Below are 20,518 nucleotides of genomic sequence, written 5' to 3'. Positions count from 1 at the left end.
TGTCTCGAACACCCGCCCCACAACGAGAGCATGGCGGCCCACGCCAGCCATGGCCAACGGCGCATCATGGGTCACCCCTCTATCGCTTTCCAAGCTGAGCCTCGCACCCGTCGGCGACGTACTGGTTCTTGAGGTTCTCCTGGTGCGTGTCGAGGCTGTTCTTCACCTGGTCCATGCCATGCAGGTCCACCCGGTACAGCACGGGATCGTACCAGGAGCTCTTGAACTCCTTGGGCTGCGGGAGGTTCACGCGCCGGCCGGTGGCCTGGGGCAGGGAGCCGCTGACGGCCATCGCGGCGATCATCCCGCCCAGGGGGCCTCCCAGCTTCGTGCCCGCGACGACGGCCGCGCCGTGCACCACCGCCCGGTTGTCCTGGACCCAGTTGAGGACCTCGCCCTCCACGACGTAGGCGTTGATGTTGGCGCTGGCGTTGGACATGTTCATGCCGCCCACCGTGTTCGGATGGACGCCCGCCGGGTTGAAGGTCGTCGTCTTGGCGCCGGTCATGAGGCCCGCCGCGGCCGCCATGCCTCCGCCCTTCGAGTGGCCGATGATCTCCATGTTGCCGCCCGTCACGACATCCAGCCGCTCGGCCAGCTTCTTGGCCTTCTCGTAGTGCTGGCTCTCCATGCCGGCGCCCTGCAGGAGGTTCTCCTTCCAGTCCTTGAGGCCTTCCTTGTTCTCCGTGCCGCGGAAGGCCAGGTACGCCTTCCCCTTGTCGTCCTGGTAGATGGCGGCGCGGTAGCTGGAGCCCTCGGGTGAGGTGAGGTTCTTGAGCTGCTCGTCGGAGAGCTGGCCCGCGAAGAGGTTCCGGAGCTGCTCATCGTTGGCCCGGGTGAAGCCCTCGGGCAGCGGGCCGGGGGTGCCGCTCTGGTTGTACACGTCCGCCGCGAGCGCGGCGCGGACCATGGCGTGGTCCATCTCGTCAATCTGGTTGGCGAGCTGCACGCACGTGACGGTGGGCGCGCGGGCCTGCAGCAGCGCCATGGGCAGCATGGTGGCCGCCAGGTTCATCGGCTTGACGGGCTCGAGCTCCGAGGCGCCCTGGGCCACCGCGAGGCCGCTCGGCGCCCGGACCTTTCCATCGTCCGCCACGGCCGGTTTGGTGGGCTTGGCCTCCACCGCGTCCTGGGGGGCGGTGGGCGCCACGCCGCTGCCGGACAGCGCCGAGCCTCCGCTGTTGATGAGCACCTTCGCGCCCTTGATGGCGATGCCACTCGCGTCGATGGTGATGAAGCCGCCCGGAGCCTGGATGGTGATACCGCTCGCGGCCTCGACGACGATCTTCTTGGACTTGAGGTGGAGCTCCTTGCCCGCCTCCACCGCGTTCAGCTGGCCCACCGAGGTGTGCAGGTCCTTGCCGACCTGCAGCGACTGGGTGCCGTCCACCTTCTCGAGCAGCCAGTGTTTGACATGCAGGTGGCTGTTCTTGTGCACCAGCTCCATGCGGTTGGACTGGATGACGATGTCCACGTCTCCCGCGCCGTCGATGCCGCCCACGTGCCGCTTCAGGTTGCCGCCCACGTGCTCCTGCACATGGCGGTGCACCGTGAGGCTCTTGTCCCGGTACACCAGCTCGTTCTGGTCGCCGGCCTTCCCCTTCTTGCCCTGGCTGCCGATCGTCTGGTGCCGGTCGTGCAGGATGTTCTCGAACGAGTCGTTCTTCACGTGCACGTCCATGTTCCGCTCGGCGTGCAGGAAGTACTGCTCCTTGCCCTTCTCGTCCTCGAAGCGCACCTCGTTGTAGCCGTCCCCGTTCAGCGACGAGTTGGACTTGAGGGTGCTCTTCGTCTTCTCCGCGGGCAGCTCGTAGGGGACCAGGTTGGCGCCGTTGTACACGCGGCCGGTGATGATGGGCCGGTCCGGGTCTCCCTCGATGAAGTCGACGATGACCTCCTGGCCGATGCGCGGGATGAACATCCGTCCCCACAGCTCGCCGCCCCAGGGCTGGCTCACGCGCACCCAGCAGGAGCTGTTCTCGTCCAGCTTGCCCTGGCGGTCCCAGTGGAACTGGACCTTCACCCGGCCCCACTCGTCCACGTGGATTTCTTCCCCCGAGGGCCCCACCACCACCGCCGTCTGGCCTCCCTGCACGTACGGCCGGGGCGTCACGCGGGCGGGCCGGTAGGGCGTCTTCTCCGGGATGCAGGTGAAGGTGTTGGTGTAGCTGAAGTCCTCCAGCGGAGCTTCCTCGTCCATCACCTGGGGCTGCTGGCCGTCATGGCTCACGTGGGTGAGCAGGTAGCGGCCGTTGTAGTCCGCGCGCGAGTGCTCCTGGAGCGAGAAGAGCCGACCCGGGCACAGGCGCTCGCAATCGCTCTCCCCCTGGGTCTGCACCCGCGAGGCCTGCCAGGCCTCGAGCCGCAGCTTCGCCAGCGTGGCGCCCTTGGCCGAGGAGCCGCGCCCCGGGTCCTGGTACTCGCCCGGATAGTCATACACCTCCAGGTCCGCATCCACCTCGGCCTCGTGCTGGGAGTCCATGGGCAGCCCGGGCTTCTTGAAGTTGAAGTCGCGCAGGCTCGTCTTGCCCGGCCGCACCTCCTGCACGCGGCGGAAGCGCGCCACGTGGTCCTCCATCACCACGCCGCCCGAGGCGCGCCGGAAGGGCAGCGTGTCCCCCCCGTCGATGGGCTTGAGGGCGGACTCCTTGTCGCCGAGCACGAGGACGTGTTTGTCCTCGTGGTGCTCGAAGAAATAGAAGATGCCGTCCTCTTCCATGAGGCGGCTGGCGAAGGCCCAATCGGACTCGCGGTACTGCACGCAGTAGTCGCGCGGCTCGTAGGCGTTCACCAGCGAGAATCGCACCCGGTCCGAGGGCACGCCGGCCGTCTCGAAGACCTTCTTGAGGATGGTGGGCGTGTCGAGCTTCTGGAAGATGCGGCAGTCGTGCCGGTGCTGGAGCCGCCACACCACGGGCACCACCACGGCCCGGTAGACGGCGTAGTGCGGCAGCTCGTTCACCTGCTCGAAGCGGCTGATGAGGCCGCTCAGGTGGCGGAAGCCCGAATCGCCGCGGATGGCCAGCAGCGCCGTCTTGCCCACCACCTGCGCTGGGTCCACGTCCGGGTTCTCGCAGGCCAGCTCCACCTGGAACTCGAAGAGGCTCGACAGCCCCTCCGAGCCGGTGAAGCGCAGCACCCGCATCGGCTCGTCGAAGTCTCCGATGTCGAACAGGAAGACCGGAGCGCCTCCCACCTCGTGTACGTGTGCGCGAGCAACCATCGGTATCAGCCCCTTGTCCCGTTCCGGTCCGGCGGACGCTTGTCGTCCTGCATAGGCAACTCGACGATGACTTCCCCATTCGAGCCGCTGAAGATGAAGCCCTCGAGTTCCCCGAAGAACTCCTTCCTCGGCCCGGGCGGGCTCGAGGGGAGGAAGGCGCTGAGCACCCGGGGATCGTAGTAGCGGAAGTAGAGCCTGCCCTCGACGCCCTCCGCCTCCACCATGAGGAACTTGCGGAAGTGCCGCCGCACCTGGAGCACGGGCGCGGAGCTGGTGAGGAAGATGCCCCAGTGGGCCCCCCAGCCCTCCTGCACCAGCGCCTCCAGCAGCCACGAGTCCTTCTGCGGCAGGCTCACCAGGTAGGGCGCCACCTCCGCCAGCGCCACGCCCTGCGGGCCCTCGTACAGCGAGTGGCAGTCCTCCACCGACTCGTGCAACAGCTCGAGGATGCGCGCGTCGCGCGCCGCGTCGACGATGGCGTACAGCGGGGCCTGCTGCGCGCGCAGCACCTCGAGCGCGCGGGCCTTGTGGGCCACCAGCACGGGAGGATCCGGCTGCTCGGGCTCGCGCGGCGGGGTGGTCTTCTCGAAGTACACCGAGAAGTCCGTCTGCCCCGCGCGCAGCCAGCTGCCGTTGAAGAGCTCCCCCTGCTCCACCGGCTCGCCGTCCAGCAGCGTCCCCGGGACGCCCGGCAGCCCGTGCAGCCAGCCCCGCTTGCCGCTCCAGGACAGCTCGAACTGCTCCTCCGCCAGCTCCTTGTCGTGCGGCACCGCCAGTCCCGAGGACGGAGCGCGCCCCACCTTCAGCACCTGGCCGGGCTCGATGAGGGTCTTCTGGTGGGCCAAGGGTCCCCAGCGCACCTGGAGGATGGCGTGGCGCCTGGTTCCCGTGCTCATCGGTTCCTCAGCCCTCCTGCTCCTGGGCCTGCTGCTGCTTCTTGGCCTTCTCGCACTCCTCGCAGAAGGGCGTGCCGTCGCGCGCGGCGATGGTGATGGTCTGCCCCTGCGCGGACGAGCCGATGACCACCGTGGGGCAGCCGGCGACGATGACGCCTCCATGGGAGGTGGGGTCCCCCAGGCGGGCGGCGGGCTTGCCGCCGATGATGACGCTGGCCTCGCCCTGGGAGATGGAGTCCGAGACGCCCGGGCCCGTGCACAGCAGGGAGTCTCCCACGCGGGCCGCCGGCTGATAGCCGATGAGGACCGTGCCCTCTCCCGAGGTCGTGGGTCCGCCCACGTGCGGCACCGGGCCGGGATTCACCATGGGGCACACATGCATGTCCGTGATTCGTGCGGCTGGAGGCATCGGGGTCTTCCTCTCAGGGTGTGCGGCTCAGGGTGTGCGGCTCAGGGTGTGCTGCCGTCGTCCGCCGGGGTGGGCACGGTGGGCGTGGCCTCCACCGCGTCCGTGGGGGCGGTGGGCGCCACGCCGCTGCCGGACAGCGCCGAGCCGCCGGTGTTGATCTGCACCAGCGTGCCCTTGATGGCGATGCCGCTCGCATCGATGGTGATGAAGCCGCCCGGCCCCTTGATGGTGATGCCGCTCGTGGCCTCGAGGACGATCTTGTCGGACTTGAGGTGGAGCTCCTTGCCCGCCTCCAGTGCGTGCAGCCCTCCCACCTTCATGTGCAGGTCACCGTCCACCTGCAGTGACTGGGAGCCGTCCACCTTCTCGTTGAGGTTCTGCTTCACGTGCAGGTGGCTGTTCTTGTGCACCAGCTCCATGCGGTTGGACTTGATGACGATGTCCACGTCTCCCGCGCCATCGATGCCGCCCACCAGCAGCTTCAGGTCCCCGCCCACGTGCTCCTGGCTGTGGCGGTGCACCGTGAGGCTCTTGTCCCGCAGGACCATCTCGTTCTGGTCGCCGACCTTGCCGTTCTTCCCCTGGCTGCCAATCGTCTGGTGCCGGTCGTGCAGGATGTTCTCGAACGAGTCGTTCTTCACGTGCACGTCCATGTTCCGCTCGGCGTGCATGAAGAACTGCTCCTGGCCCTTCTCGTCCTCGAAGCGCAGCTCGTTGTAGCCGTCGCCTCCCAGGGACGAGTTGGACTTGATGGTGCTCTTCGTCTTGTGCGCGGGCAGCTCGTAGGGCACCAGGTTGGCGCCGTTGTACACGCGGCCGATGATGAGCGGCCGGTCCGGGTCTCCCTCGATGAAGTCGACGATGACCTCCTGGCCGATGCGCGGGATGAACATGGCGCCCCAGCCCTCGCCGGCCCACAACTGGCTCACGCGCACCCAGCACGAGCTGTTCTCGTCCTGCTTGCCCTCGCGGTCCCAGTGGAACTGGACCTTCACCCGGCCCCACTCGTCGACGTGGATCTCCTCGCCCGAGGGCCCCACCACCACCGCCGTCTGCACTCCGCGCACATGCGGCCGGGGCGTCACGCGGGCGGGCCGGTAGGGCACCTTCTCCGGGATGCAGGTGAAGTAGTTGGAGTAGCTGAACTCGCCCTGCTGGGACTCCTCCTCCATCACCTGGGGCTGGGTGCCCGAGTGGCTCACGTGGGTGAGCAGGTAGCGGCCGTTGTAGTCCTCGCGCGAGTGCTCCTGGAGGGTGAAGAGCCGCCCGGGCACCAGGCGCTCGCAATCGCTCTCCCCCTGGGCCTGCATCCGCGCGGCCTGCCACGCCTCGAGCCGCAGCCGGGCGATGGTGGTGCCCTTGGCCGAGGAGCCACGGCCCGGGTCCTGGTACTCGCCTGGATAGTCATACACCTCCAGGTCCGCATCCACCTCGGCCTCGTGCTGGGAGTCCATGGGCAGCCCGGGCTTCTTGAAGTTGAAGTCGCGCAGGCTCGTCTTGCCCGGCCGCACCTCCTGCATGCGGCGGAAGCGCAGCACGTGGTCTTCCTGCACCACGCCGCCCGTGGCGCGGCGGAAGGGCAGCAGCTCCACCCCGTCGATGGGCTTGAGGGCGGACTCCTTGTCGCCGAGCACGAGGATGTGTTTGTCCTCATGGTGCTCGAAGAAATAGAAGATGCCGTCCTCTTCCATGAGGCGGCTGGCGAAGGCCCAGTCGGACTCGCGGTACTGCACGCAGTAGTCGCGCGGCTCGTAGGAGTTCACCAGCGACAAGCGCACCGTTTCCGCGGGGATGCCCGCCGTCTCGAAGACCTTCTTGAGGATGGTGGGCGTGTCGAGCTTCTGGAAGATGCGGCAGTCCTGCCGGTGGTGGAGCCGCCACACCTGCGGCACCACCGTGACGCGGTAGATGGCGTAGCGCGGCAGCTCGTTCACCTGCTCGAAGCGGCTGACGATGCCGTGCACGTACCGGGGCACCAGCTCGCCGTTGAGCGACAGAACCCCCGGCTTGCCCACCACCTGCGAGAAGTCGAGGTCCTGGTTCTCGCAGGCCACCTCCACCTGGAACTCGTAGAGGCTCGACAGGCCCTCCGAGCCGGAGAAGCGCAGCACCTTGAGCTGCTCTCCCAAGCCCGTCACATCGAAGAGGAATAGAGGAGTCTCCCCCAACAGGTGCACGAGTGCTCGAGCGACCATGGTGCAACTCCATTCTCGATAGAGCGGACCGGCTCAACCCCACCCGAGCCGACACTGAGGCGCGCCATCCTATACCGGCTCGGCTCGCGGAGCCGCAGGTTTGCTGCATCCGGCCTCACCCGGGTGGGCAGCACGTGTCTTGCTTCCAGAATCCAAGAAACCGGCGGGGTGGAACGGTCCACGTGCCTCGGGCGGCCTGAGGTAGGCTCGCGGGCCGTCCCTGGTTCGCGCGAGGAGCCGCACGCATGGCAGCCGGTGAGTGGATGGAAGGCTTCATCATCACCCACTACATCATTGTGATGGAGTTGGATCCGGAGTTCGCCCTGGACAAGAAGGTGAAGGCCCACGGGCTCAAGGGCGAGTACCGCGAGGGCTTCCTGTTCAAGGCGAAGGCGGGCGTCATCTTCCAGGGGACGGGGCAGACGGAGGCCGGCGAGTTCATCACCATCAACTGGAGCAAGGGAAAGCCCAAGGGGCGCGACACCTGGTTCACCCAGGGCATCGGCGGCACGTGGAAGAACCCGGTGAAGTGGGAGTCGGTCGCGGTGGACCGCGGCGTCATTCCGCTCGGCAGCCGGTTGGAGATCGAGGCCTACCCGGGGAGGACGTTCGTCGCCTGGGATACCGGAGGCGCCATCAACGGCAAGCACATCGACATCTTCCTGGGCCCCACGACGCTCGCTGAGGGAAATACGTACGGCAGGAAGAAGTCCCGGGTCCGTCTGCTCAAGTAGTCCCAGGAGGTTGCCATGAGCGCCGCCATGCGCCGTCGCGCGGCACTGGCCTTGTTGATGGTGTGGGGGGGGGCCGCCTGCCGCTCGGCCCCGTCCGGGAAGCCCGCTTCAAGCGCCGGGGCCTCCAGGGCGCTCGAGGACCCGCACCATCACGTGGTGGACGTGAAGGACTCCTGGGTGATGGAGAATTCCAACGAGGGGTTCGCGATGGTGACGGTGCCCGCGCTCCCCGCCGGGAGCGAGTGGGACGAGCGGGCCGTCAGTCCGGATGGAAGGTTCCAGGCGCTCGCCACGTGTGAGCCGGGTTGCCGGGTGCTCGTCCAGGCCGTGGGCCAGGAGGCGCTCCAGGAGCTACAGGGGCCGACCTTCTCGGAGCTGCGGCCCTTCTCGGGCCTGGTGTGGCTCGGCCCGGATGTCCTCGTCTTCGACCAGTGGACCCAGCCGCACTACGGCATCCACTACGCGGTGGACGTGAGGCGCTCCCGGCTCCTCCAGGCGGCCCCCTTCACGGACCGCGTCGAGGAGCCGTAAGCGCTCCCCTGAGCAACTCAGATGAGCAACTCAGAGGGCGTGCGTCTGCGCCCAGTAGGAGATGACGGCCTCGTCGTCGACGATGCGGGAGTGGAAGTGGTCCCACAGGTCCGTGACGGCGACGGCGTGGCCCTTGGACAGCTTGGGCGTGAGGTAGAGCGCGTAGTAGGTGGCGCCGCTGCCATCGTCCACGGGGCCGAGCTTGTCGAGCGGGCGCTTCGTGACGGGGCAGAGCAGCTCGCAGCGGGTGCCCGGGGCGATGTCGGTGAAGCCCGTCTTGCGCTTGTCGCCGTGGATGGGCGAGAGGTGCACGAGCCCCTCGCGCCCGTCCGGGGTGCGCAGCAGCAGGGTGACGGCCGGGTAGCCGTTGAACTTCACATCCGAGTAGCCGGCGAGGTTGTCGCCCCCGGGCCCGAAGGCCTGGGTGACCACGAGCGTCACGTTGTCGGAGGTGGGCTGAAGACTGTCGTGCTGCTCGGGGATGCCGTGAACCTGGAGGTTCCGGGTGTCGACGTGTTCCTTGGGCATGGTGAGGCCTCCTGGGGGGCGGAGCCGTGAAACCGAGGGGAGATGCACCATAACGATGGAGGTTTCGCTCGAACACCCCCCGCGCGCGGGCTTTCGAGGGCCTCGTCCCCGAAGACACACTCGGAGCGAATCAGGGGATTTCGCAGAGAGCGGGGAGCCGTTGCTCGCACATCGGGTGTGCCGACTCCCCACGTCGGGTCACCATACTTCCAAAGGGGGGAGCGATGAGGGCAACCATTCGAATTGGTAGTGGACATTGACAGGACGTACCAAGTACGTATGGTGGAGACATGCCCCGGCTCTCGGCTCGTGTTGAACGTCCATTGGCGATGAACCTCGGTACCGTGGCCCATGCCGCCCGAGCGCGGGCCGGACTCACCCAGGCGGAGGTGGCGCGCCGGGTGGGGGTGCAGCTCGAGGTGTATGGCCGCATCGAGCGCGGGGAGATGTTCCCCAGCGTCCCCACGCTGCGGCGCATCTGCGTGGCGCTGGAGATTCCCTCCGACGCGCTGCTGGGGCTGGAGGCCCCCCAGGCCTCGGGCCTGCGCCAGCTGGTGGATGCCGCGCGGGGCCTGCGCCACTCGCAGCTGCGGCTGCTGCACCGGCTGGCCCAGTCGCTCCAACCCTCGCCCCGGGACTGAGGCGCCAGGCCCTCCCCGTGTCACATCCCGCCGCGGCCTCCTCTGCCCTCCCGAGAGGAAGTCGCCATGCACAAGCCCCTGGTCATCCCCAACCCGTCCCCCAACTTCGACTCCCGCAAGGGCACGCGCATCGACGTCATCGTCCTGCACCACACCGCCTCCAACAATGGCCGCGCGGACCTGGTGTGGTTGCGCAGCCCCGAGTCCCGCGTGAGCGCGCACTACCTCGTGGACCGCGATGGGCGCATCCACCAGCTCGTCGCCGACGAGGAGCGGGCCTGGCACGCCGGCCGCTGTGCGCTGCGCGGCGTGGTGACGGACATGAACGCGCGCTCGCTGGGCATCGAGCTCGTCAACGACGGCACCGGCAAGACGCCCTACACCGAGCAGCAGTACCGCGCGCTGGAGGCGCTCGTGCCGTACCTCGTCAGCACGTATGGCGTGCCCCCGGAGAACGTGGTGGGCCACAAGGACGTGGCCATCCCCGCCGGCCGCAAGGACGACCCGTCCGCCAACTTCGACTTCGCCCGCATCCGCCGCGCCGTGGCCGGCGCCTCCGCGGGGGACGTGGCCCGCGCCGCCCACTCCTGAGTCCAGAAATGGCATGTCCCGGGAAGTTCCGGTAGACGCCTCTCGGGGGGGATGATGGATGAAGCGTCCAAGGCCCTCCCTCGTCCGTGCGCGGACGGGACGGGCCGGCGTCCTTCACCCACTTCCCAAGAGAGACAGACATGCTGAAGCGTCAGTGGACCGTTGTGGCTGCCCTCACCGTCATGGCGACCCAGACCGCCTGCTTCACCACCAAGGTCGTCAGCCGCGCCGCTCCAGAGGGGCCCTCGTATACGGACCGCCAGTGGTTCACCATTGGCGGGCTCGCGGGCCTGTCGCAGCCGGCGGGGCAGCACTGCGAGAACGGCATCTCCTGGGCGGAGAGCAAGCTGAGCGGCACCGACTGGCTCATCAACGTGGGCCTCACCGTGGCCGGTGGCATCGCCGGCGGGCTGGCGTGCAGCGGCTATGGCAATGGCGACGTCGTGGGCACCGCCCTCACGCAGTATGGCTGCGTGTCCGTCGGCGCCTCGCTGGTGCCCTTCCTGCTGTCCTCGCGGACGGTGGAGTACACCTGCGCCGCGGCCCCCGCCAACGACCGCCCCGCGTACATGCCGCCCCCCTCGGGCAACATGGCGCCCGCGCCCGCGCCCGCTCCGCAGGAGTAAGGCCTTCGCGGCCTCCGGGGCGCTCGTCCCCGGCGGCTGGAGTCCTGGCGCTGGGGTTCCCCCGGGCGCTGGGCCTCCGGGAGGGGCGAGTGGCCGCGGGGGTGGGGCCCGGGTCCTCCCTGGGGGACGGGTACGCCAGGCACACTCGGCGGATCCAATGTCCGAGCCGCTGCTCAACTGACGGTGCGTGCCTACAGTCCCCCGAGGAGCAGCCCCCTGCATGGAGCAGCCGAGCGTACGAGAGCTACAACCCCTCCTGGATGCGGTGCGGCTCGCCTGTGAGCTGTGCCGCCGGGTGCAGGCGTCGAAGGCCGGCGTCAACCGCAAGAGCGACGCCAGCCCGGTGACGATCGCCGACTACGGGGCCCAGGCCCTCATCTGCCGCGCCATCGCCCGCTACTTCCCCGAGGACGGCGTCATCGCCGAGGAGGGCGCCGAGGCCTTCCTCACCGTCCCCCCCGAGGAGCGGGAGCAGGTGGTGCGGCTGGTGGGCAAGCTGCTGGGCGAGCGGGTGACCGAGGAGCACTTCGTCCGCTGGCTGGGCCACGGCCGGGGCGTGCGGGCGGACCGGGTGTGGGTCATTGACCCGATCGACGGCACGGAGGGCTTCATCCACGGGCGCGGCTACGCGGTGTGCGTGGGGACGCTGGTGGAGGGCGTGCCGCGCGACGGCGTCATCGGCGTGCCGGTGTCGCCGCTGGACGAGGGCGGCACGCTCTTCTTCACGGACGGCGGGAGCGCCTGGGCGGAGACGCTCGAGGGCAGCGAGCCGCGCGCGCTGCACGTGTCCGACCGGGTGGATGCCCAGAGCATCCGCGTGGTGGAGAGCTACGTGATGGGCCGGCGCTCGCGGGAGATGGCGGACCGGGTGTACGCGGCGGCGGGCTTCGATGCGCGGCGGGCGCGGCGCTACGACGGGATGGTGAAGTACGCGCTGGTGGCGGCGGGGGCGGCGGACCTGTTCATCCGCGGGCCCCGGGACATCCGCAAGAATCCGCACAAGACGTGGGACCACGTGGCGGGCGCGGCGCTGGTGCGCGCGGCGGGCGGCCAGGTGACGGGGCTGGACGGGCGCGAGGTGGACTTCTCGCAGGGCGCGGAGCTGCGCGGCACGCTGGGGCTCATCGCGAGCAACGGCGTCATCCACTCGCGTGTCGTCGAGGCGATGGCGCGGGCGGTGGGTGAGGAATGGGGCTTCCTTCCTCCACGGGGCTGAGGGGCGTGGGCGCGGCGAGCACGTCGTCCACGCGGCCGCTCCACAGGCCGCGCGTCCACCACAGCCAGCCGGCGCCGTAGACGAGCGAGGCGCCCGCGAGGGCCCAGGAGGTGGTGGCGAGTCCCACGCGCTCGGCGGCGGCCCCGGCGGCGAGCGAGGACACGCCGATGGCGAGCGTGGCGAGGCCGAAGTCGAAGGCGAGCACGCGCCCGCGCAGCCGGTCCGGGGTGGACACCTGGAGGCCGTAGGTGGACAGCACCCACTGGGCGCCGCCGCCGAGGTGGGCCAGCAGCACGCACACGGCGGCCAGGGGCAGCGTGGGGGCGAAGGGCAGCAGCGCGTAGGCGAGCCCGTAGGACATCATGGAGCCGCCGCACACGAGGAGCAGGCGCCGGCCGTCACCGCCCGCCCAGCGCTGGCCGAGGAAGGGGCCGAAGAGCACGCCCAGCCCGCGCGCGGCGAGCAACATGCCCACGCCCGCGTCGCCCGAGGCGAAGCGCTCGGCGGCGAAGGCGGGCAGCAGCCCCACAATGCCATTGCCGAGCCCCACGCCCGCCTTGGTGACGAGCAGCGAGCGGGTGAGGCGGTTGTCTCGGGCGAGCGTCACCACCTCGCCGAGCTGGGCCCACGCACCGTTGGAGGAGCGGGCGCCGGAGTGCTGGAGGGGGCGGCGGATGCCGGCGACGAGGAGGGCGGAGAGGAGGAAGGTGGCGGCGTTGAGGAGGAGGCTGGCCTCGCGGCCGAAGGCGGCGGTGGCGAGGCCCCCCACGGCGGCGCCGACGAAGAGCATGGTGCCCCAGACAGCGCCGAGGGCGGCCTGGGCGATGGGGAGCTCCTCGGGGGTGACGACGTTGGGGACGGAGGCCTCGGCGACGGGGTCGAAGAAGGAGGAGAGGGCGGCGAGCAGGGCCACGCAGGAGATGGCGAGCGCGGGCGAGTGCAGGCGCAGGGCGGCGAGCAGGCCGAGCGCGGGGAGGAGGCGCAGCAGATCCACGGCGACGAGGAGGCGCTTGCGGTCCACGCGGTCGGCGAGCAGGCCGGCGAGGGGGGAGAAGAGGAAGGTGGGCAGGACGCTGGCGGCGAAGACGGCGGCGGAGGAGCCGGAGCGGCCGGTGGACTCGGTGACGAAGCCGCTGATGGCCACGAAGGCGAACCAGTCTCCGAGGAGGGAGATGACGGTGGCGAGGAAGAGGCGGCGGTAGTCCGGGTTGTGCCGCAGCAGGGGCAGCACGGTGCGGACGGAGGCGGGGGCGGCCATGGGGGTGGGGGGAGCCTATCCGGGTCGGGACTGGTACGCTGCGCGGCCAGAATGTCCTCTTCTCCTGTGAAGGTCCCTGTCACGGAGCGTGCGGCCGTGGTGCGCGCGCTGGTGTCCCGGCTGGTCGGCAACCTGGAGCACGTCATCCGCGGCAAGCGCGAGTCGCTGGAGCTGGTGCTGTGCTCGGTGGCGGCGGGAGGGCACGTGCTGCTGGAGGACGTGCCGGGCACGGGGAAGACGACGCTCGCCAAGGCGCTGGCGTTGAGCATCGGCGGCAGCTTCAAGCGGGTGCAGTTCACGCCGGATCTGCTGCCCACGGACATTGTCGGGGCGTCCATCTTCAATCCGCAGGAGGGGAGCTTCCGCTTCCGGGCGGGGCCGCTGTTCGCCAACGTGCTGATCGCGGATGAGATCAACCGGGCGTCGCCGCGGACGCAGTCGGCGCTGCTGGAGGCGCTGAGCGAGGGGCAGGTGACGGTGGACGGGCAGACGCACGTGCTGTCGCCGCCGTTTTTGTGCATCGCGACGCAGAACCCGGTGGAGTTCCACGGGACGTACCCGTTGCCCGAGGCGTCGCTGGACCGGTTCGCGGTGCAGCTGTCGCTGGGGTACCTGCCGGAGGGGGAGGAGCGGACGCTGCTGATGACGCGCTCGGGGCCGCCGCCGCTGGAGGGGATGAAGCCGGTGTGTACGGTGGAGGAGGTGGTGGCGCTGCAGCAGCAGGTGCAGGAGGTGAAGCTGGAGGAGTCGGTGGCGGACTACCTCTTGCGGATCGTGCAGGCGACGCGAGGCAACCCGAGCATCCGGCTGGGGGTGTCGACGCGCGGGGCGCTGCTGTACGGGAGGATGGCGAGGGCGAGGGCGCTGATGCAGGGGAGGGACTACGTGCTGCCGGAGGACCTGAAGGCGCTGGCGGTGCCGGTGCTGGCGCACAGGCTGGTGCTGGACACGCGGGCCCGGTACGCGGGAGCGGACAAGCGGGCACTGACGAAGGACCTGGTGGGCGGCGTGCCGGTGCCGCGCTGAGCCTTACTACCCCTCTCCCCTCGGGAGAGGGACGGGGTGAGGGTGCCCGGATCCGTGTTCATCCCCCCGCGTCGGAGTTGCGTGTGTCACGCCACTCTGAGCCATGCGCTCGGGGCGCCTTCTGGCCGCGTGCCATACAAACTTGTCCAACTGTTGGACAAGTTGTGGAGAAGCGCGCCCGAGATATCGTGGTTACCTTTCAAGTCAGGTAGCGTGGAGCTGTGGGAATGGGAGCAGACATGGACCCCGATACCGAGCTGACCACCCAGGAGGCAGCCAACCTCCTGAACGTCTCACGCCCCTTCCTCATCGGACTGCTCGACCAGGGGAAGATTCCGTTCCACAAGACGGGTACCCACCGCCGCGTCCGTTTCGAGGATCTCCTCGCCTACATGCGCCAGGAAGAGCAGCGCCAACAGCAGGTCATGAGTGAACTGGCCGCTGAGGCCCAGAAGCTCGATCTCGGCTACTGAGCGGATGGGCTTCCGGGGTACCTGGAACAGCGCGCGCCGCTCTGGTCCAATATGAGCGGACTCCCGTCCGCCCACCTTCCGGATTCCCCGAGGAACACCCCGCGCATGGCCCGCCGCCGCCGTTGGTCCTTCCTGATGCCGCCCGAGGACCACGGGTTCATCCGTTTCCTCCAGGACCGCTACCACGGGCTGCTCACGCCGGTGGGCCGCGTGGTGCTGTGGTCGGCGCTCGCCGCGGGCTTCCTGCTGCTGGGCGGGCTCGTGGCGCCGCTCATCCTCTTCTTCTCCTTCGCCGTGTGCGCGCTGGCCGCCGCCATCGTGGTGGGCCTGCCCTTCCGGCCCCGCGTCTCGCTCACGCGCCTGTTCCCCCCGCCCGTGTCCGCCGGAGACACGCTCACCTACCGCGTGCGCGTGGAGAACACGGGCCGGCGCACCGTGCGCCACATCGCCGTGGAGGAGCGCCTGCTGCCTTCCGAGCTCCGCTCCGTGGGCGAGCCGCCCGTCATCGACGCCCTGGCCCCCGGTGAGCGCGCCGAGGTGACGCTGCGCCTCAAGTGCACCACCCGCGGCGTCTACGAGCTGGGCGCGCTCCAGGCCGCGAGCCTCTTCCCCTCGGCGCTGGTGAAGTGGCCGAGGCGCTCGCCCGCGAAAGACAGGGTGCTGGTGTACCCGCGCTTCACCCCGCTCGAGTCCCTGGACGTCCCGCACGGGCGCAACTACCAGCCCGGAGGCATCTCGGTGGCCTCGCAGGTGGGCGAGTCCACGGAGTTCTTCGGCACGCGCGACTGGCATGACGGGGACCGGACGCGGGACATCCACTGGCCGTCCTTCGCGCGCACGGGCCGCCTGGTGGTGAAGGAGTTCCAGGAGGAGTTCTTCGTCCGGCTGGCCATGGTGCTGGACGTGCAGTCGCGCTCGGTGAAGGAGGACGCGCTCTTGGAGAAGGCGCTCTCGCTGGCGGCGGGCATGGCGGACGTGCTGGCGCGCCAGGAGTACATCATCGACCTGTTCGCCGCGGGCCCCCAGGTGTTCCACTTCCAGGCGGGCCGCGCGCTGGCGCACTTCGAGCACATCCTCGAAATCCTCGCGGCCATCGAGTCGGGCGAGCGGTTGGACGTGGAGGCGCTGGAGGCGGCGCTGCTGCCCGAGGCGAGCCACCTGTCGGCCGTCATCTTCGTGGTGATGGACTGGGAGCCCTCGCGGGCGGCGCTGGTGGAGAAGCTCAAGGCGCACGGGGTGGCGGTGCGGGTGCTCTCGGTGAGGCCGGACCGGGCGCCGGTGGGCCTGGCCCCGGAAGAGGTGGTGGAGCTGGCATGAGCGAGCCCTCGGAGAACGTCTCCCGGTACGGCCGGCTCGTCGAGCTGATGCCGGTGTTCGCGGCCCTGGTGGTGCACGCGGTGGCGCACGGGCGGTGGATGCTGTGCGCGCCGGTGATGGTGGGGCTGCTGTGGGCCGGGCTGTCGGACGTGCGGATGGAGTACTCGCCGGCGCGCCTGCTGCTGGCGGGAGCGCTGGGCTTCGGCGCCGGGGCGGGGATGCTCTGGGTGAGCGAGCCGCCGACGGCGCCCTTTCCGCCCAACATCTTCGGCCCGCTGTGCGGAGCGCTGGTGGGGCTGTCGGTGCTCTGCGGGCTGGCCCGCAACCGCTACTACGCGTGGACGTACGCGTGCCTGCTGGTGGCGCTCAGCATGCGCGTGCGGGAGATGCAGGCGGTGGAGTGGGTGCTGGGCGGGCTGGTGCTCAGCGTGCTGCTGGTGGCCTTCCTCGAGGGGGGCCTGGGGCGCACGGGCCTGCGCGCCGCGGTGGGCTTCGGCGTCTTCGCCGTGCTGCTGGGGGGGATGACCCTGTGGCTGACGCGCACCATCTGGGCGAGCGAAGGCGTGCTGATGGACGCGGTGTACCGGATGACGAGCGGCGCCAACCCGGGCACGGGCTCGGAGTTCCAGTCGGAGGTGGGCCTGCGCAGCCTGGAGCGCAAGGCGCGAGGCTCGGAGCGTCCGCTGCTGGTGCTCTCCGGCGCGGCGCCCGCGCGGCTGCGGACGCGGGTGTTCGACCGGTTCGACGGACTGCGGTGGACGACGTCGAAGGAGCTGGAGGATCGGCGGCTGCAACTGCCCTCGGGAGGGACGGGGGTGGAGCGGACGCTGGCGCTGACGGTGCTGGCGCCGCTGGGCACGTGGCTGCCGGCCCCGGCGGGGACGCGAGCGGTGGAGGGCGTGCGGCCGGAGGTGCGAGGCGGCTGGGTGTTGAAGGCGGAGGAGCTGGAGGGCACCACGCTGGCGCTGCGCACGGGCGAGCAGGAGCACCTGCCGCCGGAGGAGTCGCCTGGAGACGCGCTCACGGCGTTGCCGGAGGAGCTGCGGCAGGAGCTGCGCCCGCTGGCGGAGGAGCTGACGGGGAAGGGGCGCACGGCGCGCGAGAGGGCGCGGATGCTGGAGGCGTACTTCCACGAGCATTTCGAGTACTCGCTGTACGTGGACCTGCGAGGAGAGGGGAGCCCGCTGGCGGTGCTGGTGCGGGAGAAGCGGGCGGCGTACTGCACGTACTTCGCGAGCGCGATGGCGGCGCTGTTGCGGACGGTGGGAGTGCCGACGCGGGTGGTGGGAGGCTTCGCGCCCGAGGACAACAATCCGCTCACGGGGGCCACGCTGGTGCGCGAGCGGGATGCACACGCCTGGGTGGAGGTGTTCCTCGCGGACGAGGGCCGCTTCGTGGCGTTCGATCCAACGCCGTGGAGGAGCCGGGACGAGGCGCTCGGGCTGACGCAGGAGCAGAAGGGCTTCTTCGGCAACCTGGTGGGGGCGGTGGGGACGTTCCTGCGGGAGGTGGGGGCGGGGCTGCGCTACCAACCGTTGGCGCAGGCGAAGGCGCTGGTGGGCTCGCCGGTGTTCGGGGTGCTGGCGGCGGGAGTGCTGCTGTGGCGGCTGCGGGTGGGCAAGCGGAGCGAGCGGAAGAAGGCGGGGCGCGAGGCGATTGGGACGAAGGACGTGCGGCTCGCGGCGCTGTACGCGCGCTACCTCAAGACGCTGAAGCGGAGGGCGGGCCTGGTGCCGAGGCCCTCGGAGACGGACGACGAGCTGCTGTCTCGGCTGCGGGAGGCGAGGGGCGAGGCGGTGGCGCGGATGGCGGCGGAGTTCCTCGCGCACTACCGCGAGGCGCGCTACCGGGGAGTGCCCATGGGCCCGGCGCAGGGCAACGCGCTGGTGGAGCAACTGGACGCAACGCTGCGGCAGACCCCCTCTCCCTTTGGGAGAGGGCCGGGGTGAGGGTGTCTGCTCAATCCGAGCGACTGTGTAACCGCGTGTCGGGTTCTCAGCACCTGGGGAGGGTGCCTCCGTAGGAGCCTGGGCTCCCGCGCTCCTTCCTGTGAAAGGCTCCCTGGGTGAATACATGCGGTGCCCGTCCGTCCGAGACGCGGCCAATCCCTTTTCATGGGGGAGTCGAGATGAATCCGGGGCAGTGGCTGGATCTGAAGTGCCAGAGGCTCGCCGTGCCCGACACGAGCGACGAGTGGAAGTCCGTGCGAGGCGCGCTCAATGCCGTCGAGCAATGTATCGAGCAATCACGAGTCATCCGGATAGCCGAGCGGTTCCCCTGCGGCTCGTTCGAGAAGGACACGATGCTGCCGAACCGCAAGGAGGCGGATCTGGTGGTCGTGCTCGCGGACCCTCCCACGAGCCAGACCCTCGACGCCCTGCGGCAGGTACTGGCGGAGGGGCTTTCCCGGATGCCCTACGGTATTCCCCTGGCACATCCTCCCCAGGAGAGCTTCAAGGCCATCCAATTGCAGTTCGCCAATGGGGTGATGGTGGACGTGCTGCCAGTGGCCAAGCAGGGGGTGACTCCCGCGGGGCCCGCCGTTCCCCGCAAGCTGCGGGTCGCGTTGAGTGGGCCGGAGCATGTGCGGTGGTTCGAGCGCAATGCCCACGGGTCGGTCATCCACAACGTCGTACGGGCCCTCAAGCATTTCAGGGAGTTGCACAGGGTGGAGTGGGAGCCGTTGTTCTCCTTCGCCATCGAGGTGCTCGCGGTGACGATCCTGGAGCCCCATAAGGACAAGGGGCTGGCCTGGTGCTTTCGGAAGGTGCTCGACGAACTGGGCCAGGGATGGCTGCTGAACGGCCGGGTGCTTCAGGATCCAGCGCGGCCGGGCAACGACCTGCTCATGGATCTGGATGAACCCACCCGGCAGCGGCTCACCGATGCGGCCCGGCGCGCGGTGACGTGGGTGGATGCGGAGCAGTGGTCGGAGGTCTTCCCTCCGGAGCGGCAGCCTCCTCGGGTCGATACCAACCTGGGAGGGAGGACGCTTGCCTGAGAGCCACGTCTGTCCTCCCTGGTGGGAGCGGTGGGCGGGGTGGTGGGAGCATCAGCAACTCTTCCTGCAGGCCGAGGACCCGGCGGGGCGCTTCGACTACGAGCACGCGCCGCATCGCGCTCGATGGAGAGGTCGGCTCGCGGCGGCTGGCAGGTCCTGGGAGGTCATCATCCGTTGGGGGCCGGGTACGCCCTACATGGCACCGGCCGTCGAGCCGGTGGGCTGCTGGTCCATGGTCCACCAGCTCCGGGATCGCTCCATGTGCCTGCTGAAGCCGGAAGCACTGTCGGCCGGGTACACCGGGGTGCCCGACATGGGCTTCTGGCTGAAGCGTGCGGCGGGCTGGTTCGAGGGCTACGTCCAGGAGCGTTGGGCGATCGAGCCCGAGCTGTGGCCTGTCGTGGCGCTCGGGCGGCCCGGAGCGGGGCACAGGGTGGACCTGCCGCCCATGCGCCTGATGGGGTTGCCACCCGCCTGGAGGCAGGAAGCGTTCGAGCGGGTGGGTCAGTTCCGTGCGCTCGTCTCCAGCAACGAGGGGCTGAGCGCCGTGAAGGAGTGGCGCCCTGGTATCAAGGGGCCCTGGCGGCACTGGGCGGAGGCCGAGAACCTGGTCGCGGGGGCACGTGAGGAACTCCAGGGCATCTGGCTCCGGCCGGATGTCGACATGGATCCGTGGTCGAGGAGGGAGCGGTTCTTCGCGGACGAGCGGCTTTGGCGACAGTACCTGCACCTGTCGAAGCAGCTCTCCGAGAAGTCCAACAGGAAGGGTCGCCGGTGCTTGATGGCCTTTGGCTGGGATTTCCCCGGGGAGAGCGATACCTCCTGGTTCACTGATGTGTTCGATCCCGGGAGCAAGCTGGGGCCTGTCCGGACCATTCAGGATCTTGGACCCAATGCCAGCGCGGAGGAGGTCCGCGAGCTTCTGGTGGACTCCATCAAGAACAGCTTTCGACGCGCGCGGCAGTTTCTCGAAATGTTGATGCCATGGAGTGGAATCGTGCTGGATACGCGAACCCTGGATGCGCGGCGCCGGAGCGGCAGGCCGGATGCAGTCCATCGGCGCATCTCCTCGGCGCAGGTGCTCCTCGTTGGCCTGGGTGCGCTGGGCTCCGAGGTGGCCCACCTGCTGACCCAGGAGGGGGTCGGTAACTTCCTGCTCATCGATGCGGATCTCCTGATGCCGGGCAATGTCGCTCGCCACCGCGCGAACCTGGCCGACGCGGGCCGCCCGAAGGTTCTGGCCGTCCAACAGGACATCCAGCGCATCAATCCCTCCGCCAACGTCCAGGTGATGGAGAACTGGATCGATGAGCAGCTCCCGAAGCTGGGCTGGACCCCCCAGGGGCCGGACGTGCCCTTCGTGGCGGTGGGTCTCACGGGTGACGAGGCCAGTGAGCATGTGCTCGGTGAGTTGGCCACCCTCCACCGGCAGCACTGCATTCATGCCTGGATGGAGATGGATGGGCAGGTGCTGCGGCTCTTCAGGGTGCTCAGTGGCAAGGACCCGACGCTGCTGGAACTGGGGAGGGATCCCCAGTCCTCCATTCCGCCCTTGCCGCGTTCCTCGGGCCTTGCCGTGCGTCCCCGGGAATGTGCGGAGGCGGTACTCCCGGGCTCGGCAGGCAACATCCACGCTGCGGCCAACTTCATCGCCCGCATGGTGCTCGACGTCATCGTCGGACGCCAGGAAGATGAGAACCACTGGCTCTTCGCTCCGGATGGCGTGCGCGACATGGAGGTGAACTTCTCTCAGCTCCGTGTCCGTTATGGTGTGGCCGGCTTCCGGTTGTCTGGAGCCCGGTGAGCGGGTTTGGCGACTCACGCTATCCTGCGCCCTACGGCACTGCCGCGTG

18 protein-coding genes are annotated in these 20,518 nt (G+C 69.5%); 12 read left to right on the top strand and 6 right to left on the bottom strand.

What is annotated here, in order from left to right; genetic code table 11:
- Positions 1–79: 79 nt before the first annotated feature.
- The 4 genes from NR798_RS47065 to NR798_RS47050 all read right to left on the bottom strand — a co-directional run bounded on the left by NR798_RS47065 (position 80) and on the right by NR798_RS47050 (position 6,723).
- The gene (locus NR798_RS47065) at positions 80–3,223 is read right to left on the bottom strand and encodes a type VI secretion system Vgr family protein (protein WP_375769194.1); all 3,144 of its coding nucleotides are present in this window, start codon (positions 3,221–3,223) and stop codon (positions 80–82) included.
- Positions 3,224–3,228: 5 nt separating this feature from the next.
- Positions 3,229–4,119 carry a DUF4123 domain-containing protein gene (locus tag NR798_RS47060; protein WP_375769193.1) on the bottom strand — a complete coding sequence of 297 codons (891 nt, stop codon included), beginning with the start codon at positions 4,117–4,119 and terminating at the stop codon, positions 3,229–3,231.
- A gap of 7 nt (positions 4,120–4,126) precedes the next feature.
- A complete protein-coding gene (locus tag NR798_RS47055; RefSeq protein ID WP_375769192.1) occupies positions 4,127–4,486 on the bottom strand; it encodes a PAAR domain-containing protein in 360 nt (119 codons plus the stop codon).
- An 83-nt stretch (positions 4,487–4,569) separates the two neighbouring features.
- Positions 4,570–6,723, bottom strand: coding sequence for a type VI secretion system Vgr family protein (locus NR798_RS47050; RefSeq protein ID WP_375769191.1), 2,154 nt, complete (start codon positions 6,721–6,723; stop codon positions 4,570–4,572).
- Positions 6,724–6,968: 245 nt separating this feature from the next.
- On the opposite strand from NR798_RS47050, the gene NR798_RS47045 reads away from it, so the two are divergent.
- Complete coding sequence (locus NR798_RS47045; protein WP_375769190.1) at positions 6,969–7,457, top strand: 3D domain-containing protein; 489 nt, start codon at positions 6,969–6,971, stop codon at positions 7,455–7,457.
- 15 nt (positions 7,458–7,472) lie between these two features.
- Positions 7,473–7,988: a hypothetical protein gene (locus NR798_RS47040; protein ID WP_375769189.1), complete on the top strand. Its 516-nt coding sequence runs from the start codon at positions 7,473–7,475 to the stop codon at positions 7,986–7,988.
- A gap of 30 nt (positions 7,989–8,018) precedes the next feature.
- Here the strand turns inward: NR798_RS47040 and NR798_RS47035 are convergent, their stop codons facing one another.
- Positions 8,019–8,516, bottom strand: a complete 498-nt coding sequence (locus tag NR798_RS47035) for a hypothetical protein (protein WP_375769188.1) — start codon at positions 8,514–8,516, stop codon at positions 8,019–8,021.
- Between the two features lie 329 nt (positions 8,517–8,845).
- On the opposite strand from NR798_RS47035, the gene NR798_RS47030 reads away from it, so the two are divergent.
- The 4 genes from NR798_RS47030 to NR798_RS47015 all read left to right on the top strand — a co-directional run bounded on the left by NR798_RS47030 (position 8,846) and on the right by NR798_RS47015 (position 11,590).
- On the top strand, positions 8,846–9,157 hold the full coding sequence (locus NR798_RS47030; RefSeq protein WP_375769187.1) for a helix-turn-helix transcriptional regulator: 312 nt from the start codon (positions 8,846–8,848) through the stop codon (positions 9,155–9,157).
- Positions 9,158–9,223: 66 nt separating this feature from the next.
- Entirely contained in the window at positions 9,224–9,748 is a 525-nt protein-coding gene (locus NR798_RS47025) for an N-acetylmuramoyl-L-alanine amidase (RefSeq protein ID WP_375769186.1), read from the top strand.
- 140 nt (positions 9,749–9,888) lie between these two features.
- Complete coding sequence (locus NR798_RS47020; RefSeq protein WP_375769185.1) at positions 9,889–10,374, top strand: hypothetical protein; 486 nt, start codon at positions 9,889–9,891, stop codon at positions 10,372–10,374.
- A gap of 220 nt (positions 10,375–10,594) precedes the next feature.
- A complete protein-coding gene (locus tag NR798_RS47015) occupies positions 10,595–11,590 on the top strand; it encodes an inositol monophosphatase family protein (protein ID WP_375769184.1) in 996 nt (331 codons plus the stop codon).
- Here the strand turns inward: NR798_RS47015 and NR798_RS47010 are convergent.
- On the bottom strand, positions 11,514–12,848 hold the full coding sequence (locus NR798_RS47010) for an MFS transporter (protein ID WP_375769183.1): 1,335 nt from the start codon (positions 12,846–12,848) through the stop codon (positions 11,514–11,516). The two genes, NR798_RS47015 and NR798_RS47010, sit on opposite strands and share 77 nt — an antisense overlap.
- Before the next feature lie 51 nt (positions 12,849–12,899).
- Here NR798_RS47010 and NR798_RS47005 point away from each other — a divergent pair, with 51 nt between their 5' ends.
- From NR798_RS47005 to NR798_RS46980, 6 genes are all read left to right on the top strand, one after another.
- Positions 12,900–13,874 carry an AAA family ATPase gene (locus NR798_RS47005; protein ID WP_375769182.1) on the top strand — a complete coding sequence of 325 codons (975 nt, stop codon included), beginning with the start codon at positions 12,900–12,902 and terminating at the stop codon, positions 13,872–13,874.
- A 239-nt stretch (positions 13,875–14,113) separates the two neighbouring features.
- The gene (locus NR798_RS47000) at positions 14,114–14,347 is read left to right on the top strand and encodes a helix-turn-helix domain-containing protein (protein WP_375769181.1); all 234 of its coding nucleotides are present in this window, start codon (positions 14,114–14,116) and stop codon (positions 14,345–14,347) included.
- 105 nt (positions 14,348–14,452) lie between these two features.
- Positions 14,453–15,664 (top strand): DUF58 domain-containing protein, encoded by a 1,212-nt coding sequence (locus tag NR798_RS46995; protein ID WP_375769180.1) that lies wholly within the window; start codon positions 14,453–14,455, stop codon positions 15,662–15,664.
- A complete protein-coding gene (locus tag NR798_RS46990; protein ID WP_375769179.1) occupies positions 15,661–17,613 on the top strand; it encodes a DUF4129 domain-containing transglutaminase family protein in 1,953 nt (650 codons plus the stop codon). Before NR798_RS46995 ends, NR798_RS46990 begins: the two co-directional genes overlap by 4 nt.
- 179 nt (positions 17,614–17,792) lie before the next feature.
- Positions 17,793–18,665, top strand: coding sequence for a hypothetical protein (locus tag NR798_RS46985; protein WP_375769178.1), 873 nt, complete (start codon positions 17,793–17,795; stop codon positions 18,663–18,665).
- Positions 18,658–20,469 (top strand): ThiF family adenylyltransferase, encoded by a 1,812-nt coding sequence (locus NR798_RS46980; RefSeq protein ID WP_375769177.1) that lies wholly within the window; start codon positions 18,658–18,660, stop codon positions 20,467–20,469. The genes NR798_RS46985 and NR798_RS46980 overlap by 8 nt, the downstream gene beginning before the upstream one ends.
- Positions 20,470–20,518 lie beyond the last annotated feature (49 nt).

The organism is Archangium gephyra, from assembly GCF_042230915.1.
Classification (GTDB): Bacteria; Myxococcota; Myxococcia; order Myxococcales; family Myxococcaceae; genus Archangium; species Archangium gephyra_B.
This window is presented reverse-complemented; position numbering and strand designations above follow the sequence as displayed.